The 18,294-nt window shown below is 73.0% G+C and carries 16 protein-coding genes; 14 read left to right on the top strand and 2 right to left on the bottom strand.

Annotated elements, in window-relative coordinates; translation table 11 throughout:
• Positions 1–50 precede the first annotated feature (50 nt).
• The 14 genes from HDA31_RS30695 to HDA31_RS30630 all read left to right on the top strand — a co-directional run bounded on the left by HDA31_RS30695 (position 51) and on the right by HDA31_RS30630 (position 16,509).
• Entirely contained in the window at positions 51–1,898 is a 1,848-nt protein-coding gene (locus HDA31_RS30695) for a lipopolysaccharide biosynthesis protein (protein WP_246384215.1), read from the top strand.
• On the top strand, positions 1,895–2,887 hold the full coding sequence (locus HDA31_RS30690) for a DUF3048 domain-containing protein (RefSeq protein WP_178066871.1): 993 nt from the start codon (positions 1,895–1,897) through the stop codon (positions 2,885–2,887). The genes HDA31_RS30695 and HDA31_RS30690 overlap by 4 nt, the downstream gene beginning before the upstream one ends.
• A complete protein-coding gene (locus HDA31_RS30685; RefSeq protein WP_178066872.1) occupies positions 2,884–4,395 on the top strand; it encodes an O-antigen ligase family protein in 1,512 nt (503 codons plus the stop codon). Before HDA31_RS30690 ends, HDA31_RS30685 begins: the two co-directional genes overlap by 4 nt.
• Entirely contained in the window at positions 4,395–5,636 is a 1,242-nt protein-coding gene (locus HDA31_RS30680) for an amino acid adenylation domain-containing protein (protein ID WP_246384217.1), read from the top strand. Before HDA31_RS30685 ends, HDA31_RS30680 begins: the two co-directional genes overlap by 1 nt.
• Complete coding sequence (locus tag HDA31_RS30675; protein WP_178066873.1) at positions 5,633–6,481, top strand: sulfotransferase family protein; 849 nt, start codon at positions 5,633–5,635, stop codon at positions 6,479–6,481. The genes HDA31_RS30680 and HDA31_RS30675 overlap by 4 nt, the downstream gene beginning before the upstream one ends.
• Complete coding sequence (locus HDA31_RS30670) at positions 6,469–8,004, top strand: lipopolysaccharide biosynthesis protein (RefSeq protein WP_246384221.1); 1,536 nt, start codon at positions 6,469–6,471, stop codon at positions 8,002–8,004. Before HDA31_RS30675 ends, HDA31_RS30670 begins: the two co-directional genes overlap by 13 nt.
• A 75-nt stretch (positions 8,005–8,079) precedes the next feature.
• The gene (locus tag HDA31_RS30665; protein WP_246384223.1) at positions 8,080–9,117 is read left to right on the top strand and encodes a glycoside hydrolase family 26 protein; all 1,038 of its coding nucleotides are present in this window, start codon (positions 8,080–8,082) and stop codon (positions 9,115–9,117) included.
• A gap of 282 nt (positions 9,118–9,399) precedes the next feature.
• Complete coding sequence (locus HDA31_RS30660) at positions 9,400–11,358, top strand: hypothetical protein (RefSeq protein WP_246384225.1); 1,959 nt, start codon at positions 9,400–9,402, stop codon at positions 11,356–11,358.
• A gap of 80 nt (positions 11,359–11,438) precedes the next feature.
• Entirely contained in the window at positions 11,439–11,888 is a 450-nt protein-coding gene (locus HDA31_RS30655; RefSeq protein ID WP_178066876.1) for an NUDIX hydrolase, read from the top strand.
• Positions 11,885–12,655, top strand: coding sequence for a winged helix DNA-binding protein (locus tag HDA31_RS30650; RefSeq protein ID WP_178066877.1), 771 nt, complete (start codon positions 11,885–11,887; stop codon positions 12,653–12,655). Before HDA31_RS30655 ends, HDA31_RS30650 begins: the two co-directional genes overlap by 4 nt.
• Before the next feature lie 141 nt (positions 12,656–12,796).
• The gene (locus HDA31_RS30645) at positions 12,797–13,528 is read left to right on the top strand and encodes a phosphocholine cytidylyltransferase family protein (protein WP_074479016.1); all 732 of its coding nucleotides are present in this window, start codon (positions 12,797–12,799) and stop codon (positions 13,526–13,528) included.
• Positions 13,516–14,580 carry an iron-containing alcohol dehydrogenase family protein gene (locus HDA31_RS30640; RefSeq protein WP_178066878.1) on the top strand — a complete coding sequence of 355 codons (1,065 nt, stop codon included), beginning with the start codon at positions 13,516–13,518 and terminating at the stop codon, positions 14,578–14,580. Before HDA31_RS30645 ends, HDA31_RS30640 begins: the two co-directional genes overlap by 13 nt.
• The gene (locus HDA31_RS30635; protein ID WP_178066879.1) at positions 14,558–15,280 is read left to right on the top strand and encodes a CDP-alcohol phosphatidyltransferase family protein; all 723 of its coding nucleotides are present in this window, start codon (positions 14,558–14,560) and stop codon (positions 15,278–15,280) included. Before HDA31_RS30640 ends, HDA31_RS30635 begins: the two co-directional genes overlap by 23 nt.
• Positions 15,281–15,699: 419 nt before the next feature.
• On the top strand, positions 15,700–16,509 hold the full coding sequence (locus HDA31_RS30630) for a pectate lyase (protein WP_178066880.1): 810 nt from the start codon (positions 15,700–15,702) through the stop codon (positions 16,507–16,509).
• 136 nt (positions 16,510–16,645) lie between these two features.
• Here HDA31_RS30630 and HDA31_RS30625 read toward each other — a convergent pair whose 3' ends face one another.
• Both HDA31_RS30625 and HDA31_RS30620 read right to left on the bottom strand, forming a co-directional pair.
• Positions 16,646–17,863, bottom strand: a complete 1,218-nt coding sequence (locus HDA31_RS30625) for a tetratricopeptide repeat protein (RefSeq protein WP_178066881.1) — start codon at positions 17,861–17,863, stop codon at positions 16,646–16,648.
• Positions 17,853–18,026, bottom strand: a complete 174-nt coding sequence (locus tag HDA31_RS30620) for a hypothetical protein (protein ID WP_178066882.1) — start codon at positions 18,024–18,026, stop codon at positions 17,853–17,855. The genes HDA31_RS30625 and HDA31_RS30620 overlap by 11 nt, the downstream gene beginning before the upstream one ends.
• Positions 18,027–18,294 lie beyond the last annotated feature (268 nt).

Here is an 18,294-nt window from a genome sequence, read left to right as displayed (position 1 = left end):
TGCCCTCGTCTCACCACGCCGATCTGCGCGACTCAGACGGCCCCACGCTGATGACCTACCTCGAGTGGCTACGCCGCCGGTGGTGGATCCTCGTGGTGGCCGCGCTGCTCGGCGCGGGCGCCGGCATGTTGGTCAGCCAGGTGCAGACCCGCACCTACGTGTCGACCACGTCGCTGCTGGTCCGCCAGGTCGGCCCGGACGCCAACCCCGGCGCCAAGGTCAACCTCGACACCGAGGCGCAGGTCGTCCGCTCCCTGGTGGTCGCCGAGCGGGCCCAGGCCCTGCTGAAGACCGACATCCCCGCCGAGGACCTGGTCCGGTCGCTGTCGGTGACGGTGCCGCCGAACAGCCAGGTGCTCCAGATCGCGTTCGAGGCGGCCAGCCCCGAGGCGGCGCAGGCCGGCTCGCACTCCTTCGCCCAGGCGTACCTGGACCTGCGGCTGGCCACGGCCACCCGGACCCTGGAGAACGAGACCACCGCGCTCAAGCAGCAGATCACCGAGACCAACAAGCAGCTCGCCGCCGTCGCCGGCAAGATCGCCGCCGCGCCGCCGAACTCGGTGGAGCGCGCCCGCGCCGAGGCCGACCGCAACGTGCTGACCAATCAGCTCGCCAGCCTCAACAGCCGGCTGAGCCCGCTACTGAGCACCGCCCTCGACCCCGGCGAGATCATCTCCGACGCGCCGCTGCCCCGGAAGCCCAGCTCCCCGAACACGACCCTCAACCTGGCCAGCGGCCTCGGCGCGGGGCTGCTCTTCGGCATCGTGGTCGCCCTGGTGCTGGACCGGCTCGACACCCGCGTCCGGCGCGGTCGGGACGTCGCCGACCGGCTCGGCGTGCCGATGCTGCTGGAGCTGCCCACCGGCCAGGCCGGGCTGACGATCCTGCCGGCGGGCCACGAGGTCTCCCGCGAGCTGGGCCGGCTGCGAAACGTGCTGCTGTCGACCATGCCCGAGCCGCAGCCCGGCCGGGGCCGCCAGCTGCTGCTCACCGACACCTCGCCCGGCCCGGCGGCCGGCTTCGTGGTCGGCAACCTCGCCGCGGCGTACGCGCGCACCGGCGCGCAGGTCGCGGTGGTGACGACCAAGCGGGACTCCCCGCTGCCCATGATGCTGGGCGGGACCAAGCCCCGGCACACCCTCGCCGACGTGCTGCGCCACGACGTGTCGGCGCTGACCGCGCTGACCCCGGCCCCCGGCCTCGGCCAGCTCCGGGTGCTCTTCCCCGGCGCGCTCGACACCGAGGTGGAGCTGCCCGTCGCCATGATGCTGGAGGTCCTCGGCGAGCTGGCCGCCCGCTTCGACCACGTGCTGATCGAGACGGCCCAGCCGACGGCGGCGGTGGAGGCGCAGGCGCTGGCCCGGCACGTCGACGGCGTGATCCTGGTGATCGAGGGCGGGCAGACCCGCAGCAGCGAGATCACCGCCGCGATCCACCAGTTCGAGCAGGTCGACGCCCCGGTGCTCGGCGCGGTGCTGGCCCCCCGGCTGGCCGAGCGCGTCCCGGCCCCGCCCGCGGCACCGGCGGCGCGGCGCGACGGTCCGCCGTCGCCCCGTCCCCGGTCCAACCCGGCGGTGCCGTCGCAGGCCGGTCCGCCCAACATCGAGTCCACGATGATCCTCCCCCGCCCGGCCACCAGCAACCGGGACACCCGCCCCTCGGCCGGCGGCCGGGACGTCCCTCCGCCGACCGGGCCGCAGGGGTCCGTCCGGCCGACGCCCGCCCCGGCGACGCAGACCCCGCCGCCCGTCCCGCAGACCCCGCTTCCGCCGTCGCGGCCGACGACGCAGCCGAAGCCCCCGGGCAAGTCCACCGTCTACCGCTCGTCGCGGGACTCCGACGGTGTCGACCCGGGCCGCTACTCGATGGCCCTCGACCCGGTCGAGGACAGGGAGTGAACCGCCGGCGCGCCCTGGGCAGCACGCTCGCGGTGGCGCTGGTCGCCACGTTCGGCGCGGGCTGCGCCGAGGAACAGCCGCCCGGGGCCACCAACGTGGTCGACCCGGGCTCGCCGGCCCCCCGGCCCACCCCGACCCCGAGCCTGCCGACCGCGCCGCTGTCCGGCAAGCCGGTCGCCGAGGAGGTGGCGGCCCGCCAGGCGGTCGTGGTGCCGGTGCGGGTGACGCCCGGCACGAGCCCCGTCGGGCTGGCCGAGGCCGACGTGGTCTACCAGGAGTTCGCCGAGTCGGAGAGCCTGCACCTGACGGCGGTCTACCAGTCCCGGGACGCCGGGAAGGTGGGCCCGGTCGCGGAGATCCGGCCCGTGGACATCCGCACCGTCGGCGTGCTGCGTCCCTTCGTCGGCTACGCGGGCGGGCCGACCGGCTTCCTCAACCAGTTCGCCGTCGCCGAGCTGAAGGGCGTCACCCCGGCGCAGCGCGAGGGGGCGTTCCCGTCGGGGCAGGCGTCGACCGCCGCGCTGCGGGCGGCGGCCCCGAAGGGCGGCGTCGCGCCCACCCCCGTCCTCGACCACGCCACCCCGGGCGCGCCACTGGCCAGCCAGGGCGTCAACCCGGCCGGCAAGCTGACCGTCGCCGCCCCCGGTCACCCCACCCAGACCTGGACGTACGACGCGGCCAGCGCGTCGTGGCGCGGCAGGATCGGCAAGGTCACCGTGAGCGTCGCCTCGGTGGTGGTGCTCACGATGGAATACCGCACGCTCACCGTGCGCAAGCCCAGCCCCCGCTCGCTGCCGGGGGCGAACGTCTACGGCTCCGGCGCGGCGCTCGTGGTCTCGGGCCCGTCCAGCGCCAAGGCGCAGTGGAGCAAGCCGGGGCAGAAGCTGGTCTGCAACGTCACCGACGAGGGCGGCTTCCAGGTCCGGCCGCAGCCCGGCCCGGCCTGGGTGATCTACGCCCCGAAGACCGCCAAGGTCAGCGTGACATGACCATGGCCGCCCCGCTCCGGCCGGCACCGGGACCGCAGCCGGCGTCGGCGGGACGGCATCCGGCCGGCCCGTCGCAGCACCCCGCGCAGCACCCGCCGGAGGCGCCGACCCGGCGCTGGTCCCTGCGGCTGCCCGTCGCCTGGCCGGTGACCGCGCTCTTCGTGCTCTACCCGGCGTGGTGGGCGCTGGGCCTGCCGTCGTTCATCTTCGCCATCCTCGCCATCCCGATGGCGTTCCAGCTCTACCGGCGCGGCAACGTGAAGGTGCCGCCGGGCTTCGGGATCTGGCTGATCCTGCTGGCCTGGGTGGTCCTCTCGGGGCTGATGCTCGGCATCACCGCGCCCAACACGCTCCCCCCGAGCGGCTCCGGCCGGTACATCGGCTGGGGCATCCGGGTGATGAACTACACCGCCCTGACGGTGACGATGCTCTACGTCCTCAACCTCAGCGAGCGGGAGCTGCCCCGGGGCCGGCTGGTCAAGCTGTTCGGCTTCATGGCCGTGGTCACCGTGATCGGCGGGTACGTCGGCGCACTGTTCCCGCAGCTCAAGTTCGTCGCGCCGCTCAACTACATCCTGCCCGCCGCCATCGCCAAGGAACCGTTCGTCAACCGGCTGATGCACGTCGAGGTCGCCCAGGTGCAGGAGGTGCTCGCCGGGGAAGCCAGTTCGCCCCGCCCGGCCGCCCCCTTCGAATACACCAACACCTGGGGCGAGAACATGGCGATCCTGCTGATCTGGTTCATCGTCGGCTGGGTGGTCCTCGGCCGGGGGCCGCGCCGGCTCACCGGCTACCTGGTCGTGGTCGCCGCCGTCTTCCCGATCGTCTACTCGCTCAACCGGGGGCTGTGGATCGGTCTGGTGGTCGGCGCGGTGTACGTCGCGGTGCGGCTGGCGCTGCGCGGCCGGGTCGTGGTGCTGGTCGGGCTGGCGCTGGCGAGCGGGCTGATGGGCGTGGCGGTGCTGGCGTCGCCGCTGGGCGACCTGCTCAACGAACGGATGGCCAACGGCCACAGCGACGACATCCGGGCCACCCTGTCCAGCGGCGCGGTCGAGGCGGCCAACCATTCCCCGGTGCTCGGCTACGGGGGCAACCGCGCCCTGATCGGCAGCAACCGGTCGATCGCGATCGGCAAGTCGGCCGAGTGCAAGCAGTGCGGCAACCGGGAGCTGGGCAGCAACGGGCAGGTGTGGAACCTGCTGACCGGCCAGGGCTGGGTGGGCGCGTTCTGCTACAGCGCGTTCTTCCTGTGGTGCCTGTGGCGGTTCCGGCACGACAACACCCCGATCGGCATCGCCGGCAGCCTGGTGCTGATCCTGATGCTGTTCTTCCAGTTCCTCTACGGCTCGCTGAACACCACCCTGGCGTACGGGCTGATCAGCGTGGCGCTGCTCGCCCGCAACGACCTGCACCTGCGCGAGGCGCGCCGCGAGGCCCGGCTCGCCGCCGTCGAGGCCGCGTCCGCGCCGGCCGCGCCGGGTGCCCGGCCCGAACGGCGGTTCCACTGATGCTCACTCCTCCCCCCGGCGCGGACGCGCGCGGCGCGTACCTGCCGGAGCTGGCCGGCCTGGTGTGGCCGGCGCCGGCCCGACCGGCGCTGCGCCGCGGCGGCCGGGCCGGTTTCGCGGTGGTGCCGTCGGCGGCGCGGCCCCGGCTGCTGGTGCCGGCCGGCTCCCGCCGGGCGGCGGCCGGCGCGGTGCGGCACTCGACGGAGGCACAGAGCGCGAAGGCCCGGCTGCGCCGCGCGGTGCTGGCCACCGCGTTCCGCACCGGGCTCGGCCGGCTGGCGTTCCGGGACCGGCTGGTCGTCGAGCCGGGAGGCGGCGCGGGCGGCGGAGCGCTCGACGCGCACCTGGCCGCCGTGCTGGGCCGCCCGGCGCTGCTGAGCATCCACATCGGGCCGGCGCGGGCCAACCGCAAGCCGGTGGTCCAGCTCCTCGACGCCGCCGGTGTCCCGATCGGGTACGCGAAGCTCGGCGTCGACCCGCTCACCCGGGCCCTGGTCGAGGCGGAGGCGGCGGCGCTGGCCCGGCTGGCGACGCTCGACCTGCCCGGTGTGCAGGTGGCCGAGGCGCTGCACCACGGCGTCTGGGGCGCTCACGCGCTGCTGGTGCAGAGCGCCCTGCCGGTGGGGCTGCCCCGGGCCGCGCCCGGGGCGGCCGCCGAGGCGGAGCGGGCCGCCATGGTCACGGTGAGCCGCTGCGCCGGGGTGGACCACCGCCCCTACGCGGGCAGCGCCCACGACCGGCGGCTCGAAGCCGAGCTGGCGGCGCTCGGGGACCGGCCGGAGGCGGCCCGGCTGCGCGCGGTGCTGGCCGGGGTGCGCCGCGTCGACCCGGTGCTGGGCCTGGGTGCCTGGCACGGCGACTGGAACGGCGGCAACAGCGCGGCCCTGGCCGACGGCCGGGTGCTGGTGTGGGACTGGGAGCGGTTCGCCGACGACGTGCCGCTGGGGTTCGACGCCCTGCACCGGCGGGTGCAGACGGCGATCACCCGGGCCGGGGTGGAGCCCCGGTCGGCGGCGGCGCGGCTGATCGCCGCCGCGCCGGACGACCTGGCTCCGTTCGGCCAGCCGGCCGGGGTGGCCGACCTGGTGGCGGTGCTCTACCTGGTCGAGTTGGCGGCGCGCTACCTGCGCGACCGGCAGGCCGAGGCGGGGGCCCGGCTGGGACACGTGGACGCCTGGCTGCTGCCGGCGGTGGAGGAACACCTGGCCGGACGGCCGGGTGCGGGAGGAGTGGCGAAGTGACGCTGGTCAAGGCACAGGCGCGGCGCGCGGTGCGGTCGGTGAGCCGGACGTACGGCCGGTGGACCGCCGGGTCGCGGCTCGCCCCCGACTTCCTGATCGTGGGTGCCCAGCGCTGCGGCACGACCTCGCTGTTCAAGACCCTGTCGCAGCATCCGGCGGTCTACCACAAGGGCGTGCACTACTTCGACACCGGCTACGACCGGGGGATGGACTGGTATCTCGGGCACTTCCCGACGGTGCGCCGGGCCGAGTCGGTGCGTGCGCAGGTCGGGGTGCGCGGGGTGACGGGCGAGTCGAGCCCGTACTACATGTTCCACCCCCTCGCGGGGCAGCGGATCGCGAAGGACCTGCCGGGGGTGCGGCTGCTGGTGCTGCTGCGTGACCCGGTGGAGCGGGCCTACTCGGCGCACACCCACGAGGCGGCGCGGGGCTTCGAGACGGAGGGCTTCGAGCGGGCCCTGGAGCTGGAGCAGGAGCGGATCGCCGGGGAGCGGGAGCGGCTGCTCGCCGACCCGACGGCGCACAGCCACCACTTCCAGCACAACGCGTACCTGACCCGGGGGCAGTACGTGGAGCAGCTCGAACGCCTGGAGTCGATCTTCGGCCGGGACCGGCTGCACGTGATCGACGCGGACGACTTCTTCGCCGAGCCCCGGCCGGCGTTCGACGCGGTGTGCGACTTCCTCGGCCTGCCGCACTGGGCGGACATCTCGTTCGGCAAGCACAACGCGCGGTCCCGTTCGCCCATGGACCCGGCGCTGCGGGCCCGGCTGGAGGAGCACTTCGCCCCGTACGACGAGCGGTTGAGCGCCTGGTGGGGACGCGTGCCGTCGTGGCGACGGTAGCCCCGGCCCGGTCGGCCGCCGGCGAGCTGGGCGGCGCGGCGCGGCACGGGGTCGCGAACCTGCTCGGGGTGGCGGTCGCGGCGGTCGCCGGCTTCGGCCTGAACATCGTCGTCACCCGCAGCTGGTCCATGTCCGACGCGGGCCTCTTCTTCGCCGCCACCAGCGCCTTCATGATCGCGTACGCGGCGGCGCGGCTGGGCACCGGCGTCGGCTCGGTCTACTTCATCAGCCGCTACCGCACGTTGGGCCAGCCGGAGCGGCTGCGCGCCTCGGTGCTGGTGGGCCTGCTGCCGGTGCTGGCGATCGGCACCCTGATCGCGGTGGCCGGCTGGTGGGCGGCTCCCCGGATCGTGGCGTTGACGTTCGACGAGCCGGTGCCCGGCGCGGTGCGCGCGCTGCGGGTGCTGCTGGTCTTCGTGCCGGTGGCCGCGCTGTGCGACTTCGCCCTGGCCGCCTGCCGGGGCTTCGGCAAGATGCGCCCGCTGCTGCTGATCGAACGCCTCGGCCGCACGGGGTTGCAGGTGGCCGGGGTGGGGCTCGCCGCCGTCCTCGGCCTGTCGGCGACGACGGCCCTGCCGCTGGCCTGGGTCGCGCCCTACCTGCCGGCGGCGCTGGTCGGCACGGTGTGGCTGGCCCGGCTGGTGCGGCGCGCGGAGCGGGGCGCGCAGGCGCCGGCGGTGTCGCTGCGCGAGGAGTTCTGGCCCTACTGGCGCTACAGCGGGCCCCGGGCGCTGAGCGGGCTGGCCCAGATGGCGGTGCAGCGGCTCGACATCGTGCTGCTGGGCGCGCTGCGCGGGCTGTCCGAGGCGGCGCTCTACACGGCGGCCACCCGGTTCCTCGCCCTCGGGCAGCTCTCCGGGCAGGCGCTGTCCACGGCCGTGCAGCACCGGCTCGCCGAGCACCTGGTGCGCGACGACCGGGAGGCGGCGGGCCGGCTCTACCAGGCCGCGACGGGCTGGCTGGTGCTGCTGGCCTGGCCGGCATATCTGCTGTTCGCGGTGTTCGCCGAGCCGATGCTGCACCTGTTCGGCGAGGGATACTCCGCCGGGGCGCGGGTGACCGTGTTCCTGGCCCTGACGATGCTGGTGGCCACCGGCTGCGGCATGGTCGACACGGTGCTCAACATGGCCGGGCGCACGTCGTGGACGTTCTACAACGCGCTGGCCGGCACCCTGGTCAACGTGGTGCTGAACGTGCTGCTCATCCCGCGCTTCGGCATCATGGGGGCGGCGGTCGCCTGGTCGGCGTCCATCTTCATCACCAACCTGGTGCCGCTGGCGCAGCTGCACCACGCGTACCGGCTGCACCCGTTCGGCCGGGGCACGCTCGCCGCCGCCGGCCTCGCGGTGGCGTGCTTCGGCGTGCCGGCGCTGATCGCCCGCGCGCTGCTCGACGCCGGGCCGGTGACCCTCGCGGTGCTCGCGGTGCTCGGCACCGCCGGCTACCTCGCCGGTGCGTGGCGGCTGCGCCGGGTGCTCCAGCTCGACGCGTTGCGGGCCCTGCGCCGGGGCCGGCGGCGCTGAGGCCGGCTCGGGTCCCACAGCCACGGAAACGACCGCCGCCGGCACGCCGACGGCATGGGAAAGGTGCGGCACACGATGAAGCGGTTCCACAGGGCGGCGGCGCTCCTGCTCGCCTCGGCGCTGGCCGTCACGGCCTGCTCCGAGCAAGCCCCGGACTTCGTGCCGCCCCCGTCCGGTGCCGCGCCGACGGTGTCCCCCCGCGCGACGGACGACCTGGCCACCACGGGCCGGGGCCCGGAGCTGCCCGGGAAGGGCGCGTGGCTGGGCGCGTGGGTGAAGCCGGACTGGCAGACCCCGGAGGGGCGGGTGGAGGCGCTGGCCGCGTTCGCCGCGCAGACCCAGGGCAACGTGAACCTGGCGCACATGTTCCACGAGTGGGAGGACGACTTCCCCGGCCCCACCGAGCACGCCTTCCAGGCCGCCGGGAAGCTCCAGATGATCTCCTGGTCGGGCGCCGACACCCGGTCCATCCGCGACGGCGTCTACGACCAGCTCATCCGGCAGCGGGCCGAGAAGATCAAGCAGTTCGGGGTGCCGCTGATGCTGCGCTGGCGGTGGGAGATGGACCGGCCCAACCTGCAACAGAGCGTCCACTCGCCCGAGGACTACGTGGCCGCCTGGAAGCGCATCCGGGGCATCTTCACCGAGGTCGGCGCGACCAACGCCGCCTTCGTCTGGTGCCCGCACGTGCAGGGGTTCGTCGACTCCTCCCGTAACGCCGCCGCGTACTATCCGGGCGACGACCAGGTCGACTGGCTCTGCACGGACGTCTACCCGGGCAAGGGGTTCGAGGGCTTCGCCCCGCAGATGGACACCTTCATGGCGTTCGCCGCCCAGCACCCGCGTCCGGTTGTGATCGGCGAGTTCGGCGTGACCTATCCCGGCTCGCCGGGGCAGCGCGGCGCGTGGCTGCGCGAGGCCGGCGACTACATCAAGCGGCACCCGCAGATCAAGGCGGTCGTCTACTTCGCGGCGAAGCAGACCAAGCCGGCGTACGACAGCACCTTCAACGACGACCCGGACGGGCTGGCCGCATTCCGGGAACTGACGGCCGACCCGTGGTTCTCCGCGCCGCCGCCGCCCACCCCGGCGCACGGCCCGCGCACCCAGTGAACTCGTCTCTTCGTACGGCCGGCGCGGCTGTCCCGGCAGCGGCCGGCGCGGTGTCGGCCACAAGACGCAACGCGGGGTAGACGCCGCGCCTTCCGTGCGCGATTGTGTCATCGAGCTCTCCGTCCCCCGGTCGCCGCCTCAGCGCCCGGCGGTCAGCGAACGGGTTCACCCGCTCGCACGGAGGCTTCCTCCCCATCGATCTCCGCTGTTCACCCGGAGTTGCCAGTGGCCCGTTTCCCGGCGCTTGGTCGCCGACCCCTCGCGGTCCTGACCGCCGCCGCGTTGACCGTTTCCGGCCTTCTCGTCGCCGGCCCGGCCCCCGCCGCCCCCGACCACGCCACCATGGTCGGCGCAGTCCCCTCCTCCCTGACCCCGAACATCCTGGATGGCACGGTCTTCGCCATCCACGACGCCGGCGACAAGGTCCTCGTCGGCGGCTCGTTCACCCAGGTGCAGAACCGCAACTCGGACGTCACGCTCACCCGCAACTACGTGCTGGCCTTCGACAAGGCCACCGGCCAGGTCGACACCGCGTTCGCCCCGGTGGTCGACAACGAGGTCTACGACATCCTCGCCGGCCCGACCGCCGGCACCGTCTACCTCGCCGGCAAGTTCAACAGCGTCAACGGCACCAACCGCCGCAAGCTGGCCCTGCTCGACTTGGCCGACGGCAGCCTGGTCACCAACTTCCCCAACCTGGCCTTCAACGGGCTGGTCAACGACGTCGTCAAGGTCGGCAGCCGGCTGTTCGTCGGCGGCATCTTCACCACCGCCGCCACGAAGCCGCGCGCCGGCCTCGCCTCGCTCGACGCCGTCACCGGCGTGGTCGACGACTACCTCACCACCTCGCTCACCGAGCACCACAACTACGACGGGATCAGCGGCGCGAGCGCCGGCGTCGGGCCCGAGAAGCTGGCCGTCTCGCCCGACGGCACCCAGCTCGTGGTGATCGGCAACTTCAAGAAGGCCGACGGGGTGCTGCACGACCAGGTGGTCCGGCTCGACCTGGGGGCGTCGACCGCGACCGTGTCGCCGTGGAACACCAACCGGTTCGAGCCGCGCTGCTCCTACAACTCGTTCGACTCGTACGTGCGCGACGTGAGCTTCTCCCCCGACGGCAGCTACTTCGTCATCGTCAGCACGGGCGCGCCGTACGCGGGGACGCTCTGCGACTCGGCGGCCCGCTTCGAGACGTCGTCCACCGGCACGTCGGTCCAGCCGACCTGGGTCGCCTACTCCGGCGGCGACACGTTCCTCTCCGTGGGCGTCACCGAGCAGGCGATCTACGTCGGCGGCCACTTCCGCTGGCTCAACAACACCTCCGCCACCAACTCGGCGTACCCGGGCGCGGTGGCCCGGCCCAGCATCGCCGCGCTCGACCCGGTCAACGGCCTGCCGCTGTCGTGGAACCCGGGCCGGCACCCGCGCGGCTACGGCGTGGCGGCGCTGCTGGTCACCCCGTCCGGCCTCTGGCTGGGCTCCGACCAGGAGTACATCGGCAACTTCCAGTACCGCCGGGGGCGGATCGCGTTCCTTCCGCTCAGCGGCGGGGCCGCCCCGCACTCCACCGCCACCGCCACCCTGCCCGGCAACGTCTACCAGGCCGGGCTGGGCTTCGGCGCGGCCAACGACGTGCAGCGCCGGTCGTACGACGGGACGAGCTCGATCGGCGCGGCCACGGCCGTCGAGAACACCGACGGCACCACCTGGTCGTCGGCGAAGAGCGCCTTCTGGGTCGGCGGCACCCTGTTCTACGGGATGAGCGGCTCGCTGTGGCGACGCACGTTCGACGGCACCGCCTTCGGCACCCCCACGAAGGTCGACCCGTACCACGACGCGCTGTGGGACACGGTGGAGACCGATTCCGGGCCGGAGGGGCAGACGTACGCCGGCAACACGGTGAGCTTCTACCCGGAGATCGCCAACGTGACCGGCATGTTCTACACCAACGGCCGGCTCTACTACACGCTCAGCGGGCAGAACGGCCTGTACTGGCGCTGGTTCAGCCCGGACAGCGGCACCGTCGGGGCGGACAAGTTCACCGCCGCGACGTCCGGCTTCTCCGACTCCGGCGGGGTCTTCGTCTCCGGTGACCGGATCTACCTGGTCAGCCGCCTCCTGGGCAACCTGTCGTCGGCCACCTGGGTCAACGGCGCGCCGTCGGGTGGCTGGACGCTGCGCAGCAGCCGCCTCCTCAGCGGCATCGACTGGCGGGCGAAGGCGGTCTTCGTCGGGCCGTGAGCCGGGCCCGACGCCAGCGGTGACGAGCCGGGGCCGGACGGGGCATCGCCCTGCCGGCCCCGGCTCGCTACTGTCGTGACGTGCCCACCGAGCCTCTCCGCTGCGCCGGCGCGCTGATCGTCGACGACGACGGCCGCCTCTTCTTCCAGCGCCGGTCCCCGCAGCGGGTCCTCTTCCCCGACACCTGGGACATCGTCGGCGGCCACCTGGAACCGGGCGAGGAGATCGAGGACGCGCTGCGCCGGGAGGTCACCGAGGAGACCGGCTGGACGGTGTCGCACCTGCTCGGCCCGGTCGGCGAATACCGGTGGACCGGCAACGACGGCCTGCCGCGGGTCGAGAGCGACTTCCTCGTCCGGGTCGACGGCGACCTGAGCCGACCCCGGCTGGAGGAGGGCAAGCACACCGAGTTCCGCTGGCTGACCGAGCGGGACCTGGCCGTGCTGGACGAACACCGCGACGTCAACGACGGGCTGATCCGGCGGATCGCCGAGGACGGCTTCGCGGCGCTGCGCTCGATCGGTCTGTGAGCGACGACGTCGAGCTTCCGCCGCACCGGTTCGCCGGGCTGGTCGCCCCGGCCGTCGACCGGGTCTTCGCCGCCGGCATCCTCGCCGGGCGGGACGGGGGCGGCGCGGAGCTGAGCCAGCGGTACGGCGGGCCGGCGGCCACCGGCTTCCTCGTCGAGTTCCGCACCCGGCTGGCCGCGCCGGGCGGGACGGTCGACCCGGCGGGCTTCGCCGCGGTCACCCGCTACCGGGACCCGGCCTCCTGCCAGCGGGCGCTGGACAAGCAGGTCGCGTACGGGATGCTGCACCGCCGCCCCGACGGCTGCCTCAGCGCCACCGAGCGTGGTCTCGCCTTCCTGGAGGAGCTGTTCCAGGTGCACGCCGAGGTGACCGAGGAGCTGTGGGCGGGGCACGACGAGCGGGTGCTGCGGCTGGTCGAGGCCCTCGGCCGGCTGCTGGCGCACGCGCTGGTCAGCGCCGAGGAGGAGACCGACGTGCTGGGCGACGCGTTCGCGGTGACCGCCCCGCCGTACGAGCCGGACGGCACCGCGCCGGGGGTGCTGCTGCTCAACCGCCTGGGCACGCTGCGTTACCACCGGGCCGACGCGCACGCGGCGGCGTGGACGGCGGCGGGGCACACCGCGCTGAGCGTCAGCGAGCTGCCGGCGGGCCCGGAGCGGCTGGCCATCGAGCTGGAGACGGACCGCCGGGCGGCCGGCCCGTACGCGGCGCTGACCGCCGAGGAGCGGCTGACGATGCTGGCGGACCTGGCCGCCCTGCCGGGCTGACCCGCCGGGGCCGGGCTGACCCGCAACCGCCGGGGCCGGGCGCGGCCCTGCCGGGGCCGGCGCGCCGGTTGACGGCGGGCGGGGTCGACCCCGGCGCTATCCTCCACCGGTGACCCGGAGTCGAACCAGGGAGGCAACTGCATGATCGGGATGGTCCTCGCGGCCGGTGCGGGGCGTCGGCTGCGCCCGTACACCGACACCCTGCCCAAGGCGCTGGTGCCGGTGGACGGTGACACCACCATCCTGGACATCGCGCTGCGCAACCTCGCCGAGGTCGGCCTCACCGACGTGGTGGTCGTCGTCGGCTACGCCGCCGACGCGGTCGTCTCCCGCCAGGCGGAGCTGGAGAAGCGGCACGGCGTCACGCTCACCCTCGTGCACAACGACAAGGCCGAGGAGTGGAACAACGCGTACTCGCTGTGGCTGGCCCGGGAGCACTTCGCCAGGGGCGTGCTGCTGGTCAACGGCGACACCGTGCACCCGGTGAGCGTCGAGCGGACCCTGCTGGCCGAACGCGGGCCGGGCATCCTGCTCGCCGTGGACACGCTCAAGACGCTGGCCGAGGAGGAGATGAAGACCACCTTCGACGCCGCCGGCCAGCTCACCCGCATCACCAAGCTGATGGACCCGGGCGAGGCGTACGGGGAGTACATCGGCGCGACGCTGATCGAGCCGCAGGTGGCCGACGCGCTCGCCGACGCGCTGGAGGCGACCTGGCGGCGCGACCCGAACCTCTACTACGAGGACGGCTACCAGGAGTTCGCCGAGCGGGGCGGCGAGGTGCGGGCCGCGCCCATCGGGGACGTCTCCTGGGTGGAGGTCGACAACCACGACGACCTGGCCCGCGCGCGGGAGATCGCGTGCCGCTACTAGCCCGGACGATCCTCACCCCGCTGCACATCGACGTGCGGCGGGGCGCGGTGGCGGACCTGGCGGCGATCCTGGCCGACGGGCGGATCTCCTCCGGCGGGGACGTCGCCGTGGTGGTCGGGCCGGGGCAGGGCGGGCAGATCGCCGAGCTGATCCGCCCGTCGCTGCGCTCGGCCGACGTGTTCACCGTGGCCGGGGGCACCCTGGAGGCGGCCGACGACCTGGGCGGGAAGCTGCGCGCCCGGTCGTACGACGCGGTGGTGGGCATCGGCGGCGGCAAGACGATCGACGTGGCGAAGTACGCGGCCACCCGGCGCGGCCTGCCCATGGTGACCGTGGCGACGAGCCTGGCCAACGACGGCATCGCCTCCCCGGTGGCGTCGCTGATCACCGGCGGGATCAAGGGCTCCTACGGGGTGCACATCCCGATCGCCGTGATCGTGGACCTCGACTTCGTGGAGGCCGGGCCGGAGCGGCACAACCGGGCCGGCATCGGCGACGTGGTGAGCAACATCAGCGCGCTGGCCGACTGGGAGCTGGCCCGCCAGGTGCGCGGCGAGCCCGTCGACGGCCTGGCCGCGTCGCTGGCCCGGATGGGGGCCGAGGCGGTCCTCGCCCACCCCGGCGACATGACCGACGACGCGTTCGTCACCGTGCTCGCCGAGGCGCTGATCTCCAGCGGGCTGGCGATGGCGGTGTGCGGCACGTCCCGCCCGTCCAGCGGCGGCTGCCACGAGATCATGCACGCGGTCGACGCGCTCTTCCCCGGCACCGCCTCGCACGGCGAGCTGGCCGGCCTCGGCGCGCTGTTCTGCACGTTCCTGCGCGGCGACGGGCGTCGCTTCGCGGAGATGTCGGCGTGCCTGGCCCGGCACAACCTGCCCCGGCTGCCGGCCGAGGTGGGGCTCACCGACGACCAGTTCGTCGAGGCGGTGCAGTTCGCGCCGGCCACCCGCCCCGACCGGTACACCATCCTGGAGCACCTGGCGATGTCGGCTACCGAGACGCGGGAGCGGCTGGCAGACTACGCCGGTGCACTCCGCGACCTTGGCTGATCCCGCCCGCCCGTCCGTAGCCGACTTCCACCGGGTCAACCGGGGCGGCGGCCTGTTCAGCGAGTCGGTCAGCCAGTGGCTCGGCGCGGTGTTCGCGCTGGTCGCCCAGCGGCTCGGGCTGCGCCCCACGGCGCTGACGCTGGCCAACCTGGTGCTCGGGCTGGCCGCCTCGGTCACCGTGGTCGCGCTCGCCGACGAGGTGGCCGCCGGCACCGTCCCGGCCTGGGTGGTCGGGGTGGTGGCCCTGGTCGGCTGGCAGGTGGCCTACTCGCTGGACTGCGCCGACGGGCAGCTCGCCCGGGTGACCAAGACGGGCAGCCCGGCAGGTGCCCGGGTCGACGTGCTCGCCGACGTGGCCGCCCAGATCGCCCTGGTGGCCGCCCTGTCGGCCACGGCGGTGGCGCAGCGCCCGTCGACGCCGACGTGGCTGGTCGCGCTGTTCGCGGGCACCTGGATGGTCAACCTCGTCACGTCGGTGATGCAGTCCGGCCCGAACGCGGCCAGCATGGTCACCTCGACGTCGCTGCCGGTGCGGCTGGTGAAGCTGGTCCGCGACTACGGCGCGGTGATCTTCGTGGCGGGCCTGGTGCTGGCGTTCGCCCCGGCCCTCACCTTCTGGGTGATCGTGGCGTTCACGGTCGTCAACGGCGGCTTCCTGCTGGCGAGCATCGCCTTCTCCGCCCGCGCTTCGCTGCGGTAAGGAAGGGCACCTTGTTAACGCTTTCTGTATAGGAAGGGCCCCTTCCTAACCGCCGCTGGGCGCGCGGGCGCACGACGGCGGCAGGCAGGCGGCAAGCTGGGACCTTGGACGGTTTCGGTTACTGGGAAACAGTTTCTGTCCACGTTTGCCGGCGCTGCGGGCAGGCGGCATGGCGCCGGGGTGAGCCACCGGGAGGGCCCCGCCCCAGCGTGACCGGGACACCACCATGCGTTGACCTTCGCGCCCAGATTCCGACGCCCGCAAAGTAAGACCCTTCCGCGCCATCGACGGTTGTCGTACCGTAACAACTCGTAGGCAAGCGCTTTCCCGGTGCGTGCGGCGATACCGGCGAGGCGCTTGCCACGCCCGCGGACGCACGTCCGCCACCACCCCGTCCCTTGATCCGTTTCGGAGGACACGTGAGCACACGTGACAACGGCGCGACGCCACGCCACCGGCGGTGGCAGCTCGCCCTGCTGCCGCTCGTCACCGCAGGACTGGTCGCCACCGGCCTGGCCGCAACCCAGACCGGCGCGCAGGCCGCCACCTGGCCGACGCCCAAGAGCACCACGACCGTGACCAGCACCCAGTCGGTCAGCGGCACCAAGGACTTCGGCCTGGTGCGCTACAAAGCCGGTGGCGCGATGGGCGACGGCGGCCAGAGCGAGAGCCAGAAGCCGCTCTTCGAGCTGGCCGACGGAGCCGTGGTCAAGAACCTGATCATCGGCTCGCCGGCCGCCGACGGCATCCACTGCAAGGGCAGCTGCACTTTGGTCAACGTCTGGTGGGAGGACGTGGGCGAGGACGCCGCCACGTTCAAGGGCGGCTCGTCGGCCAACTACACGGTCGACGGCGGCGGCGCCCGGTCCGCCTCCGACAAGGTGTTCCAGCACAACGGCGGCGGCACGCTGACCATCAAGAACTTCGACGTCAGTAACTTCGGCAAGCTGTACCGGTCGTGCGGCAACTGCTCGACCCAGTACAAGCGGATGGTCGTCATCCAGAACGTCACCGTGACCGCACCCGGCTCGGCGCTGGCCGGCATCAACACCAACTACGGGGACACCGCGACGTTCTCGGGCATCACCATCTACGGCGACAGCAGCAGGAAGATCTCCATCTGCGACCGCTACACGGGCAACAACAGCGGCAAGGAGCCCGTCAAGACCGGCAGCGGAGCCGATGGTACGTACTGCAAGTACACGTCGTCGAACATCGTCTACAAGTAGGCCGGCAGGCCCAGTTCTCGCCGTACCAGGCGGGTCGCGCACACACGGTGCGCGGCCCGCCGCCTCGTCGACACCACGAGGAAGGGAACCGCCACGGCTGACGTCAGGAGCGTCTCGCTTGCGTCAACCCGCGCCGTTACCGTCCCGCAGGCGATTCTGATTCCTGGGCTGCTGCATGCTGTCGGCGGAACTGTTCGAGGACGGCAGCGGTGGCTTCGAGGTCGGGATGGTCGATCTGCCTTTCCAGGTCGACGACGTGTTCAAGCTCCCGGATCGCTCGGTCAAGGTCACCGCTAGCCTCGTGGACCATCGCGATGTTGTACCGGACGATTGCTTCGCCCCTTCGGTCGCCAACCTCCTGCAAAATGGGGAGGGCTTGGTGGTGGTAGTCAAGAGCCCGCCGCCAGTGCCCCAGCCCGGCGTACACATGGCCGATGTTGCTGAGACTGAAGGCCTCACCAACCCGGTCGCCGACGTCCTGCCGGATGGAGAGGGCCTGGTGGTAGTGGTCGAGGGTCCGCCCCCACTCCCGCAATCCGAAGCGCACAAGGCCGATGCTGCTCAAGGTGGCGGCTTCGCCAGCCCGATCGCCGACCTCCCGCTGAATCGGGAGTACCTGGTGATAGAAGTCGAGAGCACGCCGCCAGTCCCCCATTCCGTCGCACACATGCCCGAGGTTGCTAAGGGTGGCGGCTTCACCGAACCGGTCGCCGACCTCCCGCCGAATGCAGAGGGCCTGGATGAAAAAATCGGCAGCCCTCTTCCACTCTCTCAACCCGACGCACACATGGCCGATGTTGTTCAGGATGGTGGCTTCGCCGGCCCGGTCACCGGTCTCCCCCCGAATGAGGAGGGCCTGGATGAGGTAGCTGAGAGCTCGACGCCAGTCCCCCAACCTGGCGTGCAGGCTGCCTATGTTGGTCAGGGCAGCGGCTTCGCCAGCCCGATCGTCGACCTCCCGTTCCAAGGAGAGGGCCTGACGGTAGTAGTCGGCAGCCCGCGCGCGCTCTCCGAATCCGGCGTACACGTTACCGATGCTGTTGAGGACGGCGGCTTCGTTGCCTCGGATGCCGGCCTGCTGGTACATGGTCAGGGCCTGCTGGTAGTCCTCCAGCGCCAGCCAGGGCCGACCGGTCAACACCCGCGCACAGCCCCGTTCGTAGAACGCGTGGGCGTCCGGGCCCAGGGTCAGGGTCGCGGTCGCCACGGCCTCCACCGCAGCGAACCGCGACGTACGCAGCCACACCCGGGACACCCGGAGACCGGTGACCCGGGCGATCTCCGCCTGTCGACCGGCGACGGCGAGCCGATGCACCTCCACCCACCGGGCGAGGCCCGCCGGGTCAGTGACCATCAGGGGCCGCAGGGCCGAGGCACCTGAACTGATAGTGGGACTGGGCGGCGACGGCGGGCACGGATAGTTCGACGACGTCGACGTGCGGCTCGCCGTCGACGGACAGGCGCAGCTGGTAGCAGTCGGAGGTATGCGCGAAGACCTCAAACTCGAAGGTGCTCATCTGCCCATCCCGTCGTGACGGCCGGCCACGGCGGCTACTGTACGTTCCATTCGCATCCCGGGCCCGGCCGGCCGGAGAACCCGGCTCAGGTGACGAGTTTCCGACTCACCGACTGCATCCCGGCCGTCGTGGGACGAACAATGACGACCGGCTCACCCTCCAAACGTCGTCGTGCCAGGGTTCGTCCTTGATGATCGTCGAACAGGTATCCGGGAGGAGCAGCGGGAAGAACTGAGGTGGCTCGGCATGGAGGATCGAGAACTGTCGC

It is taken from the genome of Micromonospora carbonacea (assembly GCF_014205165.1).
Lineage (GTDB): Bacteria > Actinomycetota > Actinomycetes > Mycobacteriales > Micromonosporaceae > Micromonospora > Micromonospora carbonacea.
This window is presented reverse-complemented; position numbering and strand designations above follow the sequence as displayed.